The following is a 20,025-nucleotide window of genomic DNA, read 5'->3' on the forward strand; positions in this document are numbered from 1 at the left end:
GTGGGTATAATTACTTTATACCTTAAACCCACATAAAAAGTAAGTCTTTATTATAACTAGCAAAGCTACCAAAACTAGGCGACTAATCGCTAAAACCATGCTAATATTAGGGAGTTATCTAGCGTATTAAAAACACTTACTTTACCGCTTACTCTGCTACTCAGAGCTCGCTTGTCGCAAAAATCTATACTTTCTCCCCTATTTGTCTTTACAATAGTGATTTTCTTCTTGCCTTTGAGAAAGTCCAATACTATGACCGCCAACCCTGCTAGCCGCTCTAATGACTCTAATAAATCTGACAACAAGAACGCTCAAGAGCCTGCATCTACCCCTAATAGTAATGATAGTAATTTTGATAATAGTGTCGACGTCGACGACGCTGGCGAGCATGCTGATAACAACGAGTCCTTAGAGTCTGAAAGTGAAGAGATAAATACCGCAGAAGCAGGACATCATCATTCTGACGCGAAAGTGACGATGACGGCTATTAGCGAAGAAGTGGTTGTCGCGACGGTTGAAGATATCACACCTGAGATGGCGCAAGCTCAAGCTGTCAACTTAGAAGCTGCGGACTTTAGCATTTCTAACGTCAGTTTTTCTAACATCGACTTTGCTCACTTGGCAATGGCTGACTTAGTATTTACTAAAGCCAACAGTGCCACTGTCACTGCTAATACCCAAGCAGCTGATGAAAACGCCCTTACCGATGACTCAGGAACTAGCGCCCATGGCGACACTGCTGATGTCGATAGTAATCAATCAGATGAGCAAGCGATGTGTGTTGATGAAGCGTATATAGAAAACAGTGAGACAGCAAAGGTATCCGGCAACACAGACGCTAGCAATATAGATTCTAAGCAAAGCGAGAACGACTCTAAGAGTACTGCAGAGGAAGAAAACGCAAAAGAGGAAGTACAAGAGAAAAAAGAAGCCAAGCTTGAGTCTTATAAGCAGTTTGTCGCTGAACAGTTTAGTAACCAAAAAGTCGATTATCCAGAAGTACGCGTCAAAATCGAGGCCAATGCCCTACCGAGTAAGATGTATTTTATTATGAACATCCTCTCGGCCATTATCGCAAGCTATGGCTTAGTGACTAATTCTGCAGCGGTTGTCATCGGCGCGATGCTAGTGGCGATGATGTTAGGACCTATCACTGGCGTGGCGCTCGCGATTATTGACTACCGTATGCCGCTACTGTGGAAGTCGCTATTTACGGTCATCGCGGGCGTCTCTTTAGTGGTGCTCGTAGGCTTTTTGATCGGGCTGCTGCATAACGATCAACCGCTGACCGCTGAGATTTTATCGCGTACTCAGCCCACTTCTATGGACTTAATGATTGCGCTAGCTGGCGGCACAGCTGGCGCGTATGCGATGGTATCACCACATCTATCGGTCGCGGTCGTAGGCGTCGCGGTAGCCACTGCTTTGGTGCCTCCTCTAGCGGCAAGCGGTATTTTATTCGCTCATAGCGAGATGCAATTAGGTCTTGGGGCGCTATTGTTAGCTATTACTAATATTATCGCTATTCAATTTACCAACGCTTTAGTGCTCTGGCTACTTGGCTTTCGCCGCCTAGTCGATGATGATTATCAATCAAACACTTATCTGACTTTTTTACGCCGCAATGCAGTGACCTTATTACTACTTGCCGGACTCGGTACTTATTTGACTATCAATCTACAAACCAATGCTAAGCAGCAAGTCTTTGAGAGCAGCACTAAAGAGGCGATAAACAGCTATTTTATCGACAAAGGCAATGTACTGACCAACACTCAATTTGAGACCTCGAATGAGAACCAAATCGTGCGCGCTATTATTCGCGGCGAGACGACTCCTAGCTCTTACGATGTCCAGCAAATTGAGGCGCTCATCACCGCTGATATGGTAGAGAACTTTCCGGAGTATCTACCCATTAAGCTACAACTGCGCTACCTACCTGTACAAGTCATTGAAGCCAATCCATTAGTTACCGATAAACTAGATAAGACAGACGCGGCCATCTTGACCAATTAACGACTGTTTATGACTGCTAGTGTATTAGCCCTCACAGTGACTATTTGCGAATGTTCAACGAGGGCGGTATGTGCTAAAATCGCGGGCAAATTTAATATTCTACAACTATCTTAAAACCATTTTTTGTAAGGAGCCGCTGTGAGCCAGCCATCTCAAACAGCCGAGATTCGTCAAGCTTTTATCGATTTTTTTATAAGCAAGCAGCACACCCCTGTCTCCTCATCGAGCCTTATTCCGCATAATGATCCTACTTTACTGTTTACCAACGCCGGTATGAATCAGTTTAAAGAGACTTTTTTGGGGATGGAATCGCGTGATTATACGCGCGCGGTCACTTCACAAAAATGTGTGCGGGCAGGCGGTAAGCACAACGATTTAGATAACGTCGGCTACACCGCACGTCATCATACTTTCTTTGAGATGCTCGGTAACTTCTCTTTTGGTGATTATTTTAAAGAAGCCGGCATTGCTTATATTTGGGAGTTTTTGACATCGACTGAATGGCTAGCTATCGACAAAGACCGTCTCTACGTCACTATTTATGAGACTGACGACGAAGCCTTTGATATCTGGCACACTAAGATTGGCCTGCCAGCGGAGCGTATTATCCGTATCGGCGATAATAAGGGCGCCCCTTACGCCTCTGATAACTTTTGGACAATGGGTGATACCGGTCCTTGTGGCCCTTGTACCGAAGTCTTTTATGACCATGGCCCTGAGATTGAGGGCGGCTTGCCTGGTACGCCTGAGGAAGATGGCGACCGCTATATCGAGATTTGGAACTGCGTGTTTATGCAGTTTAATCGCCAAAAAGACGGCATCATGCTGCCACTACCCGCCCCTAGTGTCGATACTGGTATGGGACTTGAGCGCATTAGCGCTATTATGCAAGGCGTGCATGGCAATTATGAAATCGATTTATTCAGCCACTTGATGGACGCTGCGGCAACTATTTTAGAGATTGACAACGAGCAGCAATCCTCACTAAAGGTGATTGCTGATCATATCCGTGCCGTATCCTTTTTGATCGCTGATGGCGTGATGCCAAGTAATGAAGGCCGCGGCTACGTGCTGCGCCGAGTTATTCGCCGAGCGGTACGTCATGGCAATAAGCTTGGCGCTGAGAGCGAGTTCTTTTATAAGATGGTAGCGCCTTTAGTCCGTGAAATGGGCTATGCTTATCCTGAGCTAAAAGACAAACAAAGCCTCATTGAAGCCGCTATTCAAAAAGAAGAAGCACAGTTTGCCAAGACCTTAGCCCAAGGCTTACGTCTGCTCGCCAGCGAGCTTGAGAGCTTAGAAGATGGCGATATCCTCTCCGGTGCTGCCGCTTTCAAGCTCTATGATACTTACGGCTTCCCGCTTGACCTCACTGCAGATATTACCCGTGAGCGCGGTATCAGCATCGATGAAGAAGAGTTTGACGAACAGATGCAAGCGCAGCGCGATCGCGCTCGTGATGCTGGCAAATTCGATGTCGACTACAGTAGCGTCATCCAAGTTGAGACGCCAACTGAGTTCATTGGCTACGAGCAGCTCAGCGATGATAATGTCAATATTACTGCGCTCTATCAAGACGGTAATGCGATCGAGTCTCTAGCAGAAGGCAGCGAGGGCGTTATCGTCTTGGATCGTACGCCTTTTTACGCCGAAGGCGGCGGACAAGTCGGTGAGCTTGGCGAGATACGTAGCGAGTCTGGCGTCTTTAGCGTACAAGACACCAAAAAATCAGGGCAAGCCATTATCCATTATGGCGTCGTCAGCATGGGTACTGTTAGCGCAGGTCAAAGCGCAGAGGCGCAAGTGCTCTCAAGCATCCGTGCTGCGAGCGCTAAAAACCATTCTGCTACCCATCTGTTACACGCGGCTCTACGTCATATACTCGGCGATAAAATCAGCCAAAAAGGCTCGCTCGTCTCAAGTGAAGTGCTAAGGTTTGACTTTGCTTATGATAAGCCGGTAAGCCAAGCTGAGATTGCGCAAATTGAGCGTTTGGTTAATGAGCAAATCCAAGCCAATACGCCAGCTTGTATAGAGAACATGGCTATTGATGAAGCCATGGAAAAAGGCGCGGTGGCGTTATTTGGTGAAAAATACGGTAGCGAGGTGCGCGTACTCACCATGGGCACCGAGATGACTATCGATGGGAATAACCAACCCTTCTCTATTGAGTTATGCGGCGGGCTACACGTGCAGCGTACCGGTGATATCGGCCTATTTAAGATCACTGGTGAATCTGGTATCGCCGCTGGTATTCGCCGTATTGAGGCGCTCACTGGTATGGGCGCTGTCAAGTATGTTCAACAAAATGATCAGCAGCTAGCGACTCTTGCCGGACAACTCAAAGTTAAGCGTCCACAGGTTGCCGCGCGCGTACAGACCATGGCAGATAAGCAGCGCGATTTAGAAAAGCAGCTCGAGCGCTTGCAACAAAAGCTCGCCAGCAGTCAAGCGGCAGATTTATTGAACGAGGTGCAAACCATCAAAGATACGCCTGTACTGGTCAGCACTTTGAGCGGTATTGACGGTAAATCTATCCGCCCCTTAATGGACGATATCAAGTCCAAGCTTCCTGATGCCATCATCGTATTAGTCGGTGATAAAGACGAGCAATTAGCACTCGCTGCAAGCGTAGCGAAGTCGATGACTGCGCAGATTAAAGCCGGTGATATCATTCGTCACTTGGCAGGTGAGCTTGGTGGCAAAGGCGGCGGTAAGCCTGACTACGCGCAAGGCGGCGCGCCAAAATCTGGCAATATTCGCACTGTGTTAGAGGCACTACCCGCTTGGATCGAAGCTAAATTAAGTTAAGCTCAATTAAGCTAAGTTAGCTCGTTTCTATAGTAAAACGCTTAACTTACATCTGATTTGTATTTGACAGATGGCAGTTGGTTATAGCATTGATAATTAATTACCATATATCAAAGCGGCATGGCGACTTAAATTTGTGCTTTGATTATGGTATAAAGGTCAGCGTTCAAATATTAATTGACTCTATCACTATGCAAGTTCATTAAAGATGCTCGCTTATTAAAATACGATTGGATTTAATGGACACTTATAGCTGATAGAGGATGCAGAATAGGTAAAATCTTATGGCGTTAATAGTACAAAAATACGGCGGCACCTCAATGGGCAGTATTGACCGCATTAAGAACGTCGCCAAACGCGTCAAACGCTGGCATGATAACGGTCACCAAGTCGTCGTCGTGGTCTCAGCGATGAGCGGAGAAACCAACCGCCTCATCGATTTGGCACGTCAAATCAGCGCTCAACCTGATCCTCGTGAATATGATCAAATGGTCTCCACTGGCGAGCAAGTGTCGATCTCATTACTTGCTATGGCCATTCAGGATCTAGGTATTGGCGCGCGCTCAATGACCGGTCGTCAAGTCGCTATCAAGACCGACACCTCACATAATAAAGCCCGTATCGAGAGCATCGATGATGAAAACATCCGCCAGCAGCTAGATGCCGGTAATGTCGTCATTGTGGCAGGTTTCCAGGGTATCGATGAGCACGATAATATTACCACTCTCGGACGCGGCGGCTCAGACACCACAGGCGTCGCTATCGCAGCTGCCCTAGGTGCTGATGAATGTCAGATATATACTGATGTTGACGGCGTCTACACTACCGATCCACGCGTCACTTCAAAAGCTAAAAAACTTGAAAAAATAACTTTTGAAGAGATGCTCGAGATGGCAAGCCTTGGCTCCAAGATTTTACAGATTCGCTCAGTAGAGTTCGCCGGTAAATACGGTGTGCCCTTACGAGTGCTATCGAGCTTCGATGACAATAACGATGGCAGCTTTGACGATGATTTTAGAGATAACGTGGGCACCCTAATTACGATAGACGAAGGAGACAGTATGGAACAGGCAATTATCTCAGGTATCGCCTTTAACCGTGATGAAGCAAAGATTGTGGTACGCGGCGTCCCTGACCACCCCGGTATTGCCTCAGCTATTTTAAGTCCGATTGGAAATGCCAATATCGAAATCGATATGATTGTGCAAAACCTATCGGACCAAGGTACCACTGACTTCACCTTTACTGTCAACCGTACTGACTTAGACAAAGCCATGGCAGTGCTAAACGATGAAATCAAAGACGACATCGGTGCCAAAGAGATATTAGGTAACAGCGAAGTGGTCAAAGTATCTTTGGTCGGTGTGGGTATGCGCTCACACGCAGGGGTTGCAAGCTTGATGTTCCAGACCTTAGCGGAGAACAACATCAATATACAAATGATCTCTACTAGCGAAATCAAGGTCTCCGTCCTTATCCAAGAGCAGCACTTAGAAAAAGCAGTCAAATCCTTGCACACAGCATTTGGCTTAGATCGTGAAGACGGTGAGAGCAAAGTTGCTGGACAATAGGTTCTAGCATAAATTCTAGCTGTTTTTTTATTTATCTGCGCTTAACCGCTGATATTTTGCTAAACGGCTAAAATAAGTTTTAATATACAAAATGACAGAACCTATCAAGGTTCTGTTTTTTATGACTATTATGCTCATAATTTCCATAATAGCGCTGCTTGCTTACTCTTTTATTGGCGCTAAATAGTCACAAGACTTCGGCTTTATCCAGTAGTATTGTTAAAATCCGTGACAGTACGGTCTATGGGACTTATAATGGGGCGTTCATTTGGGCAAAATGATACCTATAGTTATGGAAGCTGTTTATCTTGTTTTAGACGGTATAATTACTTGTGAATTAAAACCTTAAACAGCTCGATACTGGTTCATTCAGTGATATTGAGTAATTGAGAAGTCATATGATAAGTAATCGTTCTTTACTGCGACATAAGGAGTGTGACGCATGTTAATTTTAACTCGCCGCGTTGGCGAAACTTTAATGATTGGTGATGAGGTCAGTGTTACTGTGCTAGGCGTCAAGGGTAACCAAGTACGCATAGGGGTTAACGCGCCAAAAGATATCGCGGTACATCGCGAAGAGATTTACCAGCGTATCCAGCAAGAGCGCACGGTACAATCACAGATGCAACATCTCGAGCAAGGCAACTTTGCGCCCTCTTTTGATGACGAAGACTATTTTAATCGTTAAAATAGAGCTTTATCGTTTATAGCAGACCCGTTACGGCTGCTCTGCCTATAAGCGCTTACTCTTTGTAATTTTAATCTTTTTGAGGTCATTTACTATGAGCATCCGCCAATCCGATGTCTCGGCTTTATTGAATGGTTTGAATAAAAAAGCCATAGGTTTTAACGATGTTATCAGCTTTATTGACGATTTTTATCGTTATTCCCCAGCGCCGTTTGTCAATGGTATGCAGCACAATGCCGCTGGCGAAAACGAAGGTAGTGCCAAAGTCTTTGGCTTTGCTAAGCATCATGGCCTAAACCAGCTAGATACCCTTAAACTATTTGGTGAGCATTATGAAAAAGTGCTAGCCACACCTAAGGGTACGGATCACGCCAATATCCGCAATTTCTTGCATTGGGGTTGGCAAGGATTTTTGATGCAAAAAAATCCTTTAACGCTACGTCCGACTGTCGATACCACTGCTTTGTAAGCTTAGTTCTAAAAGTTTGGTTTTATAAAATAACAGCATAGACCAAAAAATCCACGCTATGATCATAGTGTGGATTTTTGCTTTTAGGGCGTGTCCCTATTTTAAAAATGGTGATAAAAATGAGATAAATCGCAGGCAAACAAGGAAAATAGCGCAGGTAATATCAAGATATTGACCAGCTATTTGACACCGTTTGCCAAAGATTTAGCCATTTTTAGCCCATTTAGTCATAAACGCTTGAATTAGGGACACGCCCTAATATGACGCATTATTTATCGCGGAATTTTACCGGTTGGATCGCGCCTTTAGGATTGGGCATATTAGGATAATGATGTTCGTGCTCGACATCGCATTCCGCGCCCACGATACTGCCGTCGTCTTTGATAGGCTTATGAATAAAGCCGACACGCTCGGAGGGCTCTAGATGCTCGTGCTCCCACATCATCACCGCTTGCATACACGTTTCGCGCTGCTCAGCGCTTAGCTTACGGCCATCTGGCCATTTACCAATCTCAATGGCTACTCGGAATTTATCTACTATCTCCGGGGTCAAACTGGCTAGTACTGTCTCTTTATTCATCTTCACTCCTCTTCTCTAGCTATCTGTAACCTGTCTAAAATTTAGTGACTCGATCGGTGTTTGTATCTATCTGCTCAGGGGTAGTACTTTGAGCATCAGCCTCAATAATATGGTGGTCATTACTTTGTCTCTCTACGCTTTCTATCTCTATGCCTTCTATCTCAATGTCATCATCGTCATCGCTATCGAGACTGAACTCTTCGGCATGTACGTTCCAATGCAGCTTAGTACGGCAAGCTTCATAAAACTCAAACCCTGGTGGATGCAGCAAAGTTAGCTTATCAGGATGTTTACGGATATATAAGCGTTGATCCTGCTCAATAGGTACGCTAGGTTTACCGTCAGCGCTGACCATTGGCTGAGTGCGATTGTCCTCATGAATGCGAATACAGACCTCACTACTACCACTGACCACGATAGGCCTGCTTGAGAGCGTATGTGGATGCATCGGTACCAGACAAATCGCATCCATGCTAGGATGGATAATAGGCCCGCCACCCGAGAGTGCATAGGCTGTCGAGCCCGTCGGAGTCGCGGCAATGAGTCCATCACTGTGCTGACGATAGACGTCTTGACCGTCAATTTTCATTTGAAAGTCAATCATGTGTACTGACTTGCCCGCATGTAATACAATGTCGTTGAGCGCCATATCTTCATGCAAGATATTGTCGCCTTCGCGTATCTCCATCGTCAGCAAAAACCTATGATCGAGCTGATAGTTCCCCATTAATACTTGCTTTAATTTAAAGGCAACCTCATTGGGCTTCACATCTGCCAAAAACCCAAGGCGACCGCGATTGACCCCAAGCACAGGAACCCGGTACCGCGCCAATGCCTCAGCGGCATGTAAAATAGAGCCATCGCCGCCGACGACAATCACTAAGTCACAAATCTCACCGATCAAACTGCGCTTGACGATTTTTACCTTTTCGATATCTACTAAATTTAAAGTCGGTAGATTGGCGGTTTGCACATCCATAATCAGCGTTAGATTCATCTCGTTAACTGTGCTTGCCACTTGAATGAGACTCTCAATAACGCTGCGCTTGCCGGCACGGCCCATCAGACCAATGCGGCGAAAGGCTGGGTTTTTGATGGCGTGAAACAGTTCTGATTCGTGCAAGTGTGGCAATCGGGCTGACTGCGCTGAGTTTTCCATAAAGCGACTCGACAAACTTAAAGAAGTGCAAAGGTAAGTGATGCAATGACATCGACTTTTTATAATTAACAGCATCAAAAGAGGGTTTTTAGATGACAACCTACAAACTTAAAAAGTCTAATGCTGATTTAGTCATAAACTATCAAGCTAATGATAGCGATAAATAAAGCGTTAAACTAGCATGTTTTACCAATCATCGTTGTTAACTGTCGTAATCGACCCCATCTATAAAAGGTTAGACGCTCACTTTAGCTGAATGATTTGTCTTAAATGACCTTTTTAAAAGGGCTTTTATTGACCGACTTAACCATTAGCTGATTTGCTGTGATTCATTTTTACTTATAGTTAGTAGCGCTGTTTTAGCGCTTAGTAGTGCCTTCTTGTGACTGCTCGCTAACCCTTAGCAATAAGCAGAGGATATCAAGGCTAAGCCTTGATATGAGTCACGCAAAGACAGTTGACAATAATCCCGGTTTTGCTAAAGTAACGTTGATTTATACTATTTTATATTAAGGATATATGTATGGCTAATCCTATTGTCAGCCGCGCAGAATTTGCGGTCGGCGGCGAGCCTATGACCGTCAAAGGTGTCATCCAAAAGACCAATATGTTACTTGGGCTGGCGGCTATCACGGGCGTAGGCTTTTTCTTTTATGCTCTTATGGCAGGACTGTCACAAGGTTTTATCACTATGGCCGCTTTTGGTAGCATGTTTGCCGCCTTTGGCTTAGCTGTTTTTATGACTTTTAAGCCCAAAAAAGCCAAAACCTTAGCTGTCCCTTATGCCCTACTCGAAGGTATATTTTTGGGCGGTATCTCGCTATTCTTCATGCGTATGTACCCAAGCCTACCTGTCACTGCTATGTGCGCAACCTTCGTCACCGCGGCAGTGATGCTAGGACTTTATCGCTCTGGTCTGGTGAAAGTCACACAAAAGTTCCGTTCGATTGTCACCTCAGCACTTATTGCTATTATGCTCGTTTACGTGGCGCAGTGGATACTATCTCTAGCCTTTGGCTCAAGCCTACCTTTCTTGTTTGAAGGTGGCGCTATTGCAATCGGCTTTAGCTTGTTTGTCATTGTTATTGCTTCTTTTACCCTCCTCCTTGACTTTGATAATATCGATCGCGGCGTAGCAGCGGGTATCTCTGAAGACTACGAGTGGTTATTTAGCATCGGTATCCTCGCAACGCTTGTGTGGATGTATATCGAATTTATGCGTCTGCTAAGCTACTTACAAGACTAGTGTTAAGGCTATTTGCTACTCATCTTTTAAAAATAAAAAACCGCCTGTTATTTTTAGCAGGCGGTTTTTTTGCTCAATGTTCATGCTATTGTTTTGCTTGTAGCCTAGCCTTTAAGCCCGTTTCAGACGTAGAGCGTTAAGTACCACTATCAAGGAGCTTAGCGACATACCGATTGCAGCAAGCCAAGGCGGCACATAACCAAAGATAGCTGGCAGCAGGACAATGCCGTTATAGCCTAATGCCCAGCGAAAGTTTTGTTTGATAATGCGCTCGGTCTTATCAGCGATGCGCTTAGCAGCATTAATACCTTCGACTTGACCATTTAAAATAATGCTATCACTAGACACTTGCGCCAGATCAGCGGCGCCAGCGATAGACGTAGACACATCAGCGGCAGCTAGCACGGGCGCATCATTGATACCATCACCGACCATCAGTACCACTGCGCCTTTACTTTGTAGTTGCTGGATGTGATTGACTTTATCCGTAGGCGATAGGCCATTATAAGCGGCGCTCATCCCTAAGGTGTCCGCTATAACTAAAGCTTGCGGACTAGGGTCGCCTGTTAGCATCACTGACTCTATTCCTAGCTGCTTTAGAGAGTCCAAAGTCGCTTTGGCGCTATCACGAACCTTATCATTGAAATAAAAGCAGGCCAGTGCTTGCCAGCTAGGCACAGTATCTTCGGAGCTTTTAGTTAGAGACTGACAAGATAGAACCACCGCTGAGCTGGCTCGATGGGCTATCAAATCGATATTTAGCGACTGAGCACTGCTGCTCGTATCGTCATGGGCAGCGTCCATAGCGAAATCAGCATGACCGATCCGGTATAAAACCCCATCGACTATCGCTTCAACGCCGCCTGCCGGGTAATGTTGAAGGTTTTGGGTAGCTGGCAGGTGTAACTGATAGGCCGCCGTTAGCAGCGCGTGGGCAATCGGATGGCGACTGCCCACCTCTAGCGCAGCCGCTATCGCTAATAGCTGTTCCTGCGAGTCGGCATGAGCTGATGCTTGAGCGTTTAACAGCTCAATACTTAATAAATTGGGCTTACCGTAAGTCAGCGTACCTGTCTTATCAAAGGCCACGTGGGTAATCTCAGCCAAAGTTTGCAGCGTATGACCACGGGTGGTCAAAAATCCATAGCTTGCTAGCCTATTGGTCGCTACCGTCAGCGCAATAGGCGTTGCTAAGGATAATGCACAAGGACAAGTGGCGACTAACACTGCGACAGTGGCCCAAATGGCTAGACTAGGATCTACGATATACCAACCAATGAACACTAAGACCGAGAGCACCAAAATACGCGCGACAAACCAACGTGCCAACTTATCGGCTTGCTGCGCAAGCTTAGGCTTCTCGCTCATAGCACGGTTCATCAGCCGGTCGATCAGTCCCATCTGACTGTCTTCTGGTAAGGCCGTCACTAGCATCTCAAACGGCTGACTGTCATTTTGCGCGCCGCCAACGATGTAGTCGCCTTGACGCTTGATAATCAGGTCGCCCTCGCCGGTCAGCAGGCTTTGTGAGACGGTCGCAGTTGGACTCAGCAAGATACCATCACTGATGATCTCCGCCCCTGCCTCGATCATGATAATATCGCCCACTTGCAGACTTTGAGCGGTGACCATGGACTTATCAGCGGCATGTAGTTCGGTTACCGAAGCCGCGGATTGTTGCCATGCGGCAGCAACCTTTTGCGTCAGTGTGTGGACATTAGCGTCCATATCTTGCATAAAGTTAGGTAACGGACTGGCTTTTAGATTGGTACTGATATCATCATTAGTATCAACCGCATTATTAATATCGCTGGCTACTAACGGTGCGACGTCAGCTTGGCTTTGCTGGTTTAAACGCCCTAAAATTAGCGCAGCCGACGCTTTATCTTCAGCGATTTTTTGGACTAAAATCGGCTCAACCACGACCAGATCATTGGCCATAGTCGCCGCTTTTAGCCGTGCATTATGCTCAATGTAGCGCCCAGCTAATAAAAAGAAAATGAACATACTTACTGAATCATAGTAAGTCTCACCTTGTCCGGTCACGGTGGCATACATACTAGCGAAAAACGTCACGATTAAAGCGACACTGACCGGCACATCCATATTGACTTGACGCGCACGAATCGCCGACCATGCTGAGGTAAAAAACGGCACGCCAGCATAAAAGAAAACAGGCGTGCTGACAAATAACGACACCCAGCGCAAAAAGTCGCGCTGAAAGACCAGCATATCGCTATATTCACCAAAGTATAGCGCTACTGCATACATCATCGCTTGCATAGCACCGAGAGCCGCGATACCGAGCCTGAGCAGCATCTTATTATTGTGCCGGGCTAGCATCGCCTCATGGGTATCTTGGCGATAAGGTTTGGCGTCGTAACCGATTTCATTGATCACCGCTAAAATACGGCTAATGGGCAGCTTGTTTTCATCCCAGATAATACGCATGCGCTGATTGGTCAAGTTGACTTGGCATTTATCCACGCCATCAATCTCATAAAGCCTTGACTCAATCAGCCAAGTACAAGCCGCGCAGCGCAGATTATTGACTGACAGCTCAGCGACTGATAGACCTTCTTGCGCGTAGACAAACTGCGACTTGATCTCATCATGATCATAAGCTTCAAGCTGCGTTAACTGAGTGGGCAGGCTTGCGGTACGGTTAATCTCTGAGCGATCAAGATAATACTGCTCAAGCCCTGCTTCTACGATACTCTCAGCTGCCAACTGACAACCCATACAACACATCTCACGCGCCTCGCCTAATATCTGTGCGTGAAATGGCGGCTTAGGTACTGGATCACCGCAATGAAAACAGTGCCCAACCTTCGGCAGCACTAGCCCTTGGATGATGGAACTATCGTCATACTGAGAATGGGACACAGTCGAGGATGAAAAAGAAGGGGACATGATTGCTCTTATTAATGACCGGCTTATTGTTAGAGGACATTACTTTATAAAATCAGCTTTTGGTAAAACTATCTTATCGTCAATCTAATCATAGCCGTACGCTGTTATTTGGGAATTACTATCTAACTAATGTTGCTTATACCTTGCTCAAAACGGTGCTTAATTCATATAAAAAACATAGTGAGACTCACTATAAGTCGTTATCTTATATGGCAGTGATATTCTAGATTAAAAGTAGGTATCGGTATTTATTCATTAAGCTGCGATTACAGCGCGATAAGCTCTACTTATTATAACGGTTTAATGCCATTGTATGATGAATGGCGTAATGAATGCCGTGACTGAGATGATAGATTGAAAATTTAGTCAATTTGCGTCATTATGAGGCAGTTTTTTTATGTTAAAACGGTGTGTTATCAGTGCAAAAACCTAATCTTACCCCGCCGCAGTCGCCTAGAGCTGCAATGAGCTCCCTACCCTCCAAACAAGGCGGGATTGTGTTTAGCAGTATCTTACTCATCATTGTCATCGTAGCTATGGTGTTATTGGCTCTATACCTAATCAAGCTTGATCGTACTATCACTAGTAAGTTTGAGGGTAAGCGCTGGGATATTCCAGCTAAAGTTTATTCGCAGCCACTTGAGTTGTATCAAGGCGCTAATGTCGATAAAGACACGATAAAGACTTGGCTTGATCTACTGAACTATCAAAGCAACACCGCTTATGATCGTACTGGTAGCTTCCACCGCTCCGGCAATACCTACTTTATTCATACTCGGGGCTTTAGCTATAGCGCTAACGATGTCGATAAAGAACAAGTCATCAAAATGACGCTTGCTAATAATAAGATCCAAAGCATCCAGAGCACTGAGCAAAACGATACAGGTATCATACGCCTAGAGCCTGTCAGTATCGGCGGCATCTATCCAGATAGTAACGAAGATCGCTTAGTCGTCTCTTTAGATGAGGTGCCTCAGCCGCTCATAGATGCACTAATTGCTACTGAAGATCGCGCGTTTTATGAGCATAAAGGCGTATCGATACGCGGCATAGCGCGCGCGGTCATCAATAACTTCTCAGGCGGCTCTATGCAAGGCGGCTCGACTATCACCCAGCAGCTGATTAAGAACTTTTATCTCAACTCAGATCGTACTCTTAAGCGTAAAGCCAACGAGGCGTTGATGGCGATACTGCTAGAGCTGCATTATAGCAAGGATGAGATACTACAAACTTATCTAAATGAGATTTACTTAGGTCAAAACGGCAATCGCTCTATTAATGGTTTTGGCCTCGCATCACAGTTTTATTTTAATAAACCTTTAAATGAGCTGCGTCTAGATCAGCAAGCGATGTTAGTGGGTATGGCAAAAGGGCCTAGCATCTATAACCCGCGCCGTCATCCAGAAGCGGCCAAAACGCGCCGCGATGTGGTGCTGAGTAATATGCAAGCGATAGGCAAGCTGACAGCAGAAGACTATGCAGCTGCCTCTGACAACTCTTTAGGCGTCGTCGATAAGCCCGTTGAAGGTAAGAGCCAGTTTCCTGACTTTTTGGACATCGTTAAACGCGAGCTCAATGATGTCTACTATGCTGACGATCTCAAAAACGAAGGTCTGACTATTATCAGTACCCTCGACCCTATTGCACAGCTAGCAGCAGACAAAGCGATTGATCGTAAGCTCGGTGAGCTGCGCCGTAATAGTAGTAAGACCAAAGATTTACAAAGCGCTTTGGTCAGTGCCAATCCTGAGACCGGTGAGCTTGTCTCTGTCGTCGGTAGCGGTAGCGAGTTCACCGGCTTTAACCGAGCGGTAGATGCTAAACGTCCCGTCGGCTCGCTGCTAAAACCTATCATCTATATGACCGCGCTTGAGAGTGGACGCTATAATTTAGCCAGCTCAGTGGATGACTCACCTATCACAGTCACCTCAAACGGTAACGACTGGAACCCCAAAAACTACGATGGCCGCGATCATGGGTTTGTTCCTTTCACCACTGCCCTAGCTAAGTCCTATAACCAAAGCACTGTACGTTTAGGGATGGAGTTTGGTTTAGATACTTTTGCCAGACAACTACGCCGTATGGGTATCGAAGAAAAAATCTCTCCTTACCCTTCTGCGCTATTAGGCGCCGTTAATCTCAGTCCGATGGATATGCTGGGCGTGTATCAGGTCTTTGCTACCGGCGGCTTTCGTACGCCTATCCATAGTATTCGTACTGTTATCGATGATCGTGGTCGTATTTTGCAGCGTACTGGGCTCAACACACAGCGCAGTGTGCCGCCTGAAGCTAACTTTTTGACCAACTACGCTTTGCAGCAAGTGGTCAAAGAAGGCACAGCTCGCCGAGCGCAGTCTTTGGGTAGTGAGCTGAATTTAGCGGGTAAGACTGGAACCACTAATGACTACCGTGATGCTTGGTTTGCAGGCTATAGTGGTAACTATGTCAGTGTGGTTTGGGTAGGCCGCGATGATAATAAGCCTATCGGTCTTGGCGGTGGTACTGGAGCGCTACCGATTTGGGTTGATTATATGCGCCGTTTAAAGCTAACTCCTGTAGCCATGGCAGAGCCGGAAGGGATCGAATGGTTATGGCTTGAGAACAACTCAGGCAAGCTCTCTAATGAGCGCTGCGCCAATGCACGCTACTTACCTGTGATGTCCGCCTATCTACCTGAAGAGGCTAGTGAGTGCGCTTTGCAGCTTTATCAGCAAGAACAAGCGCGTGAACGCGGATTTACTTTCGGGCAGCCACAATCAGAAGGTCTGGACAATACGCAACAGCCTACTGATGAAGATATGGAGAATAATGAACCACAACGAGGCGCTGATACTTGGTACGACCGCGCGCTTGAGTGGTTCTAAAGGTTGATTCAATAGCTGCTAAAAGCAGGACAATCGAGTTATAATAAGGGCTTTAGAGTTATCTAAAGCCCATTATTTATAGTGAGGGGCTGTATACTGATACGTGCATAGTGGCATTGTGACATTATGACATGATAACGACACATAACTTATTATCAAAAACAGATCACCCTATTATTCAGTAAATCTTTTGCTGTTTATAGATGATGTAATATTAAGTAGAGGTAGCAGGATATGGCGATACTAAAGCAGCAAAACTCATGTTTATTGGCAAGCGGAGCAGCACGCCCGTTACAGTCGAAGCGCGTACTTCTTCCTACTATAATAATGAGCGCCTTAACCCTGAGCGCTTGTCAAACCGCGCCGTCTACAATGGCTAATCAAGGACCCGTAACTTCTACTACTCAAACGACTGCGGTTGCTGACTCTAGCCAGCCAGCACCTAGCTACACCAATGATGGCTATCCTATTGAGCCTTATCATCCGCCTGCCCAAGCTCCTACGACTTATGAAAATAGCAACAATCGTCAAAACCCCTTAACTCAGTCTGGCTCAGCCCCGAATCAGCCCATACCCACACGTCCTGATGATAGTGTTTTAGTCATACCGCTACCGGATGCGATGATTGAAGAGCCACCTGTTTATGACGCTAATACGCCTTCTCAATCGCCGAGCTTACCCTCACATAGCGATTTATTAGAGCGTGCCCGTAAAAACTCGCAGCAGTCCTCACAGTCCAGCCGGCAAGCTTCTAATAATAAAAGCGATTTACCTGCTTTTCAGAACCTGATGCGAGTCGGTACCTCGCAGCTGCAATCTGGTAATCTGACCGCAGCAGAGAACAGCTTTACCCGTGCGCAGCGTTTGGCGCCTAGATCGTCCGCGGTATACTTTTATTTATCGCAAGTCGCACTAAAAAAGAATCAGCCCCGTAAAGCCGAAGCGATGGCTCGCCGCGGCCTGACTGTCTCGCAAGATGCTAATCGTCGCCGCGCTTTATGGCAGCTTATTCTTAGATCTGGACAAGCACAGAATAATACTCGCGTGATTCGTGAGGCGCAGCAGGCGCTTCGTTAGTAGCAAGGCGAGATCGTCAGTATGTGTTAGGCAGCATTAGATCTCATTATTTTTAAACTCACTCTTATTTCTCTTATTTTTAAAGGCATTTTTATGGCATGGCAACAACTGCATCTACAGTGTAAAAAAACCAACGTTGATTTGGCAGAAGCGTTGTTATTAGAATCGGGCGCGCTGTCTATTATGTTAGACGATGCAGGCGACCAGCCTTTGTTTGAGCCACTACCTGGCGAGTCGCCACTATGGGATGAGGTAGTACTAACAGGTATCTTTGACGCCTCTACCGAACAGGGTAATCGACAGGCTCTCGAGCAGCTTATTCATGATATCGCTGCACAAGTAGACGCCAGTCGTACTTGGCTCAGCGCTGTCGAGGACAAGGACTGGGAGCGTGAATGGATGACGCATTATCAGCCGATCGAATGCGCCAATAACCTCTGGATTGTACCTGAATGGTTGACACCTCCAAACCCTGAAGCAACCAATATCATTATGGATCCAGGCTTAGCTTTTGGCACAGGCTATCATGCAACGACTCGCTTATGCTTAGATTGGCTCACCAACGAGGACTTGCAGGATAAAGTCGTCATCGATTATGGCTGCGGCTCTGGTATTTTGGGAATAGCTGCCCTGCTATTGGGCGCGCGTCAAGTTTATGCGGTAGATATTGATCCACAAGCAGTATTGGCCACTAAGCAAAACGCTGAGCGCAATCAAGTTGATGAGCGGCTATTGGCTTTTTTACCAGAAGAGTTCAACGATTACTGCGCTGAGAATGACGTGATACCGGTAGACATAATAGCCGCTAACATCTTAGCAAAACCGCTTATTGGGTTAGCGCCTTATTTTGCAACGCTTATCGCTGTACAAGGCAGGCTAGTGTTGGCAGGTCTTATTGAGTCGCAGACTGAGCAAGTTATTGACGCTTATCAGCCCTATTTTACTCTCGACCCTAAGCATGCTTTTACCACGCAAGAAGATCATCATTGGCAACGACTTTCAGGAACATTTACAGGCTAGCAACATTTAATTACATCTGTTACGATATTGGCAGTACCTACTTACCGCCAATAGTAGCTGAGTAGAATTAATGAACACTGCTTCTGGACTTGATGACATGACTACGCGTATCAAAACTCAGTGTCCTAGTTGTCAGGTGTATTTTGAACTAAATGCTGAATTGCCAGAGCTCTTACAGCGACCGAGCACACAGATGCGCTGTGCCCATTGTCAGCACAACTTTTTGGTGAATGAGCATTTAGTTGTTTCTGCCAATGATGATTCATTGAATAATACAGTAACACCAGATGATAGCGCGCATTCAGATAATAACTGGCTCGAAGAGCTGCTCAGTAAGCATAATAGTCACCACGACAAGCCGCTCGGTCACGCTCAAGCACAATCTGCTGACCAGAGTGCTTCGCAGTCGACTACTCAATCAACGCCTTATTTAACTCAGCCCGTTTTGCCCGCTAACAAGGTCGATAAAGCGCTGAGTAATCAGTATTTGTATCAAGACTTAGCGCAGCGTAATTTAGCTAAAGATAGAGTGCCGCGCTATGTTGCTCAAGATGATGAGACGCGATCGGGGCACTACGATGATGGACCGCAATCAGTAGCAATATTACTGTGGAGCGCTGGTTGCTTGGTCTTAACCTTATCTTTATTTGCCCAATATATTATCTTTAATTTAAATACTTTAATCAAAGATCCAGACTATGCTGCCCGTTTGGAGGCTGTGTGTGTGATAGCGGCGTGCCGACTACCCTCTGCTGATCTAGATGCTTTTGTCATCTCTGACCCTGTATTTAGAGTAAGCAAGATTAAAGCGGCTACTGCTTATAGTGATGTGCAAGCGACCCTATCGAATCAAAGTACCGAGACCCAGCTGGTACCTAGTCTTAGAGTTAGTATTTATGGTAGCGATGCATTAGTTGGAGAGTTTATTGCGCTACCAGAAGACTACTTAATGACTCGTCAAAGCCAGCTGTCTGCCAATTACAGCCAACCTTTTATGTTTACTATCCCTCTAACTCGCCAGCAAATTGATAGGATTACTATTGAACCTATTTATTGATCATCTGCCCAATATTGAGGAAAATACCTTATGACACCATCTGTACAGGGCTCCGCCAATCATTTTGCCCAAAGCGTACATTATGCAAGCTCAGCTGAGAGCTCTGAGCCTTTACGCTATCATGTTGAACGTGTGGTTCGTGAGTATTTTCTAGCCTTGGGCGACGAGCTACCAACTGATTTGTATGAGCTTATCTTAAAAGAAGTCGAGCTACCATTACTGACCGTAGTCCTCGAAAAGACTCGCGGCAATCAAACCAAGTGCGCGCAAATATTAGGGTTGAATCGTGGGACTTTACGTAAAAAGCTAAAGTGCTACGACTTGATGTAATGCTTCAAGCTGCTAGTTCATCTTCTAGGCGCTAAAGCGGCGAGTATTTTGACTAATAATTTGGGCAAACAAGACAAATTTTTGTACATACTAGCCAATATGTTTTATCATATCGGCCTTTATACTATTGCCTTAACCGATGAATCACTAGGCCAATAGTAATCACATAAACAACCATATCAGTCACCACATATTTTATAATAGTTATCACGACCTACTCATGGCAA

General features: G+C 45.8%; 13 protein-coding genes and 1 pseudogene. 11 read left to right on the forward strand and 3 right to left on the reverse strand.

All coding sequences use genetic code 11. The features are described from left to right. The first annotated feature begins 252 nt into the window (after nucleotides 1-252). The 5 genes and pseudogenes from I3248_RS03405 to I3248_RS03425 all read left to right on the forward strand — a co-directional run bounded on the left by I3248_RS03405 (nucleotide 253) and on the right by I3248_RS03425 (nucleotide 7,552). Nucleotides 253-2,013 carry a TIGR00341 family protein gene (locus I3248_RS03405; protein WP_238062561.1) on the forward strand — a complete coding sequence of 587 codons (1,761 nt, stop codon included), beginning with the start codon at nucleotides 253-255 and terminating at the stop codon, nucleotides 2,011-2,013. Between the two features lie 138 nt (nucleotides 2,014-2,151). Continuing rightward, complete coding sequence (alaS, locus tag I3248_RS03410; RefSeq protein WP_238062562.1) at nucleotides 2,152-4,824, forward strand: alanine--tRNA ligase; 2,673 nt, start codon at nucleotides 2,152-2,154, stop codon at nucleotides 4,822-4,824. Nucleotides 4,825-5,108: 284 nt separating this feature from the next. Next, nucleotides 5,109-6,395 carry an aspartate kinase gene (locus tag I3248_RS03415; RefSeq protein WP_025647011.1) on the forward strand — a complete coding sequence of 429 codons (1,287 nt, stop codon included), beginning with the start codon at nucleotides 5,109-5,111 and terminating at the stop codon, nucleotides 6,393-6,395. 442 nt (nucleotides 6,396-6,837) lie between these two features. Beyond that, nucleotides 6,838-7,005 (forward strand): annotated as a pseudogene (gene csrA, locus I3248_RS03420) (carbon storage regulator CsrA); the annotation flags it as partial. Nucleotides 7,006-7,177: 172 nt separating this feature from the next. Beyond that, nucleotides 7,178-7,552: a HopJ type III effector protein gene (locus I3248_RS03425; protein ID WP_037059813.1), complete on the forward strand. Its 375-nt coding sequence runs from the start codon at nucleotides 7,178-7,180 to the stop codon at nucleotides 7,550-7,552. Nucleotides 7,553-7,820: 268 nt separating this feature from the next. Here the strand turns inward: I3248_RS03425 and I3248_RS03430 are convergent, their stop codons facing one another. Both I3248_RS03430 and I3248_RS03435 read right to left on the reverse strand, forming a co-directional pair. Next, on the reverse strand, nucleotides 7,821-8,132 hold the full coding sequence (locus I3248_RS03430; protein WP_201556922.1) for a DUF1315 family protein: 312 nt from the start codon (nucleotides 8,130-8,132) through the stop codon (nucleotides 7,821-7,823). Nucleotides 8,133-8,166: 34 nt separating this feature from the next. Next, a complete protein-coding gene (locus I3248_RS03435) occupies nucleotides 8,167-9,291 on the reverse strand; it encodes an NAD(+) kinase (RefSeq protein WP_238062563.1) in 1,125 nt (374 codons plus the stop codon). A gap of 523 nt (nucleotides 9,292-9,814) precedes the next feature. On the opposite strand from I3248_RS03435, the gene I3248_RS03440 reads away from it, so the two are divergent. Further along, on the forward strand, nucleotides 9,815-10,537 hold the full coding sequence (locus I3248_RS03440) for a Bax inhibitor-1/YccA family protein (protein WP_238062564.1): 723 nt from the start codon (nucleotides 9,815-9,817) through the stop codon (nucleotides 10,535-10,537). A 111-nt stretch (nucleotides 10,538-10,648) separates the two neighbouring features. Here the strand turns inward: I3248_RS03440 and I3248_RS03445 are convergent, their stop codons facing one another. After that, on the reverse strand, nucleotides 10,649-13,450 hold the full coding sequence (locus I3248_RS03445) for a heavy metal translocating P-type ATPase (protein ID WP_238062565.1): 2,802 nt from the start codon (nucleotides 13,448-13,450) through the stop codon (nucleotides 10,649-10,651). A gap of 419 nt (nucleotides 13,451-13,869) precedes the next feature. On the opposite strand from I3248_RS03445, the gene mrcB reads away from it, so the two are divergent. From mrcB to fis, 5 genes are all read left to right on the forward strand, one after another. Continuing rightward, nucleotides 13,870-16,314 carry a penicillin-binding protein 1B gene (mrcB, locus tag I3248_RS03450; protein WP_238062566.1) on the forward strand — a complete coding sequence of 815 codons (2,445 nt, stop codon included), beginning with the start codon at nucleotides 13,870-13,872 and terminating at the stop codon, nucleotides 16,312-16,314. 372 nt (nucleotides 16,315-16,686) lie between these two features. Then, nucleotides 16,687-17,391 (forward strand): tetratricopeptide repeat protein, encoded by a 705-nt coding sequence (locus I3248_RS03455; protein WP_238062567.1) that lies wholly within the window; start codon nucleotides 16,687-16,689, stop codon nucleotides 17,389-17,391. A gap of 93 nt (nucleotides 17,392-17,484) precedes the next feature. After that, nucleotides 17,485-18,411, forward strand: coding sequence for a 50S ribosomal protein L11 methyltransferase (prmA, locus tag I3248_RS03460; RefSeq protein WP_238062568.1), 927 nt, complete (start codon nucleotides 17,485-17,487; stop codon nucleotides 18,409-18,411). 70 nt (nucleotides 18,412-18,481) lie between these two features. Continuing rightward, nucleotides 18,482-19,468 (forward strand): zinc-ribbon and DUF3426 domain-containing protein, encoded by a 987-nt coding sequence (locus I3248_RS03465; protein ID WP_238062569.1) that lies wholly within the window; start codon nucleotides 18,482-18,484, stop codon nucleotides 19,466-19,468. Nucleotides 19,469-19,498: 30 nt separating this feature from the next. After that, nucleotides 19,499-19,798, forward strand: coding sequence for a DNA-binding transcriptional regulator Fis (gene fis / locus I3248_RS03470; protein ID WP_025647022.1), 300 nt, complete (start codon nucleotides 19,499-19,501; stop codon nucleotides 19,796-19,798). Nucleotides 19,799-20,025: the final 227 nt, after the last annotated feature.

Origin of the sequence: Psychrobacter sp. Ps3 (assembly GCF_022129275.1) — a bacterium.
In the GTDB taxonomy this organism is placed as follows: Bacteria; Pseudomonadota; Gammaproteobacteria; order Pseudomonadales; family Moraxellaceae; genus Psychrobacter; species Psychrobacter submarinus.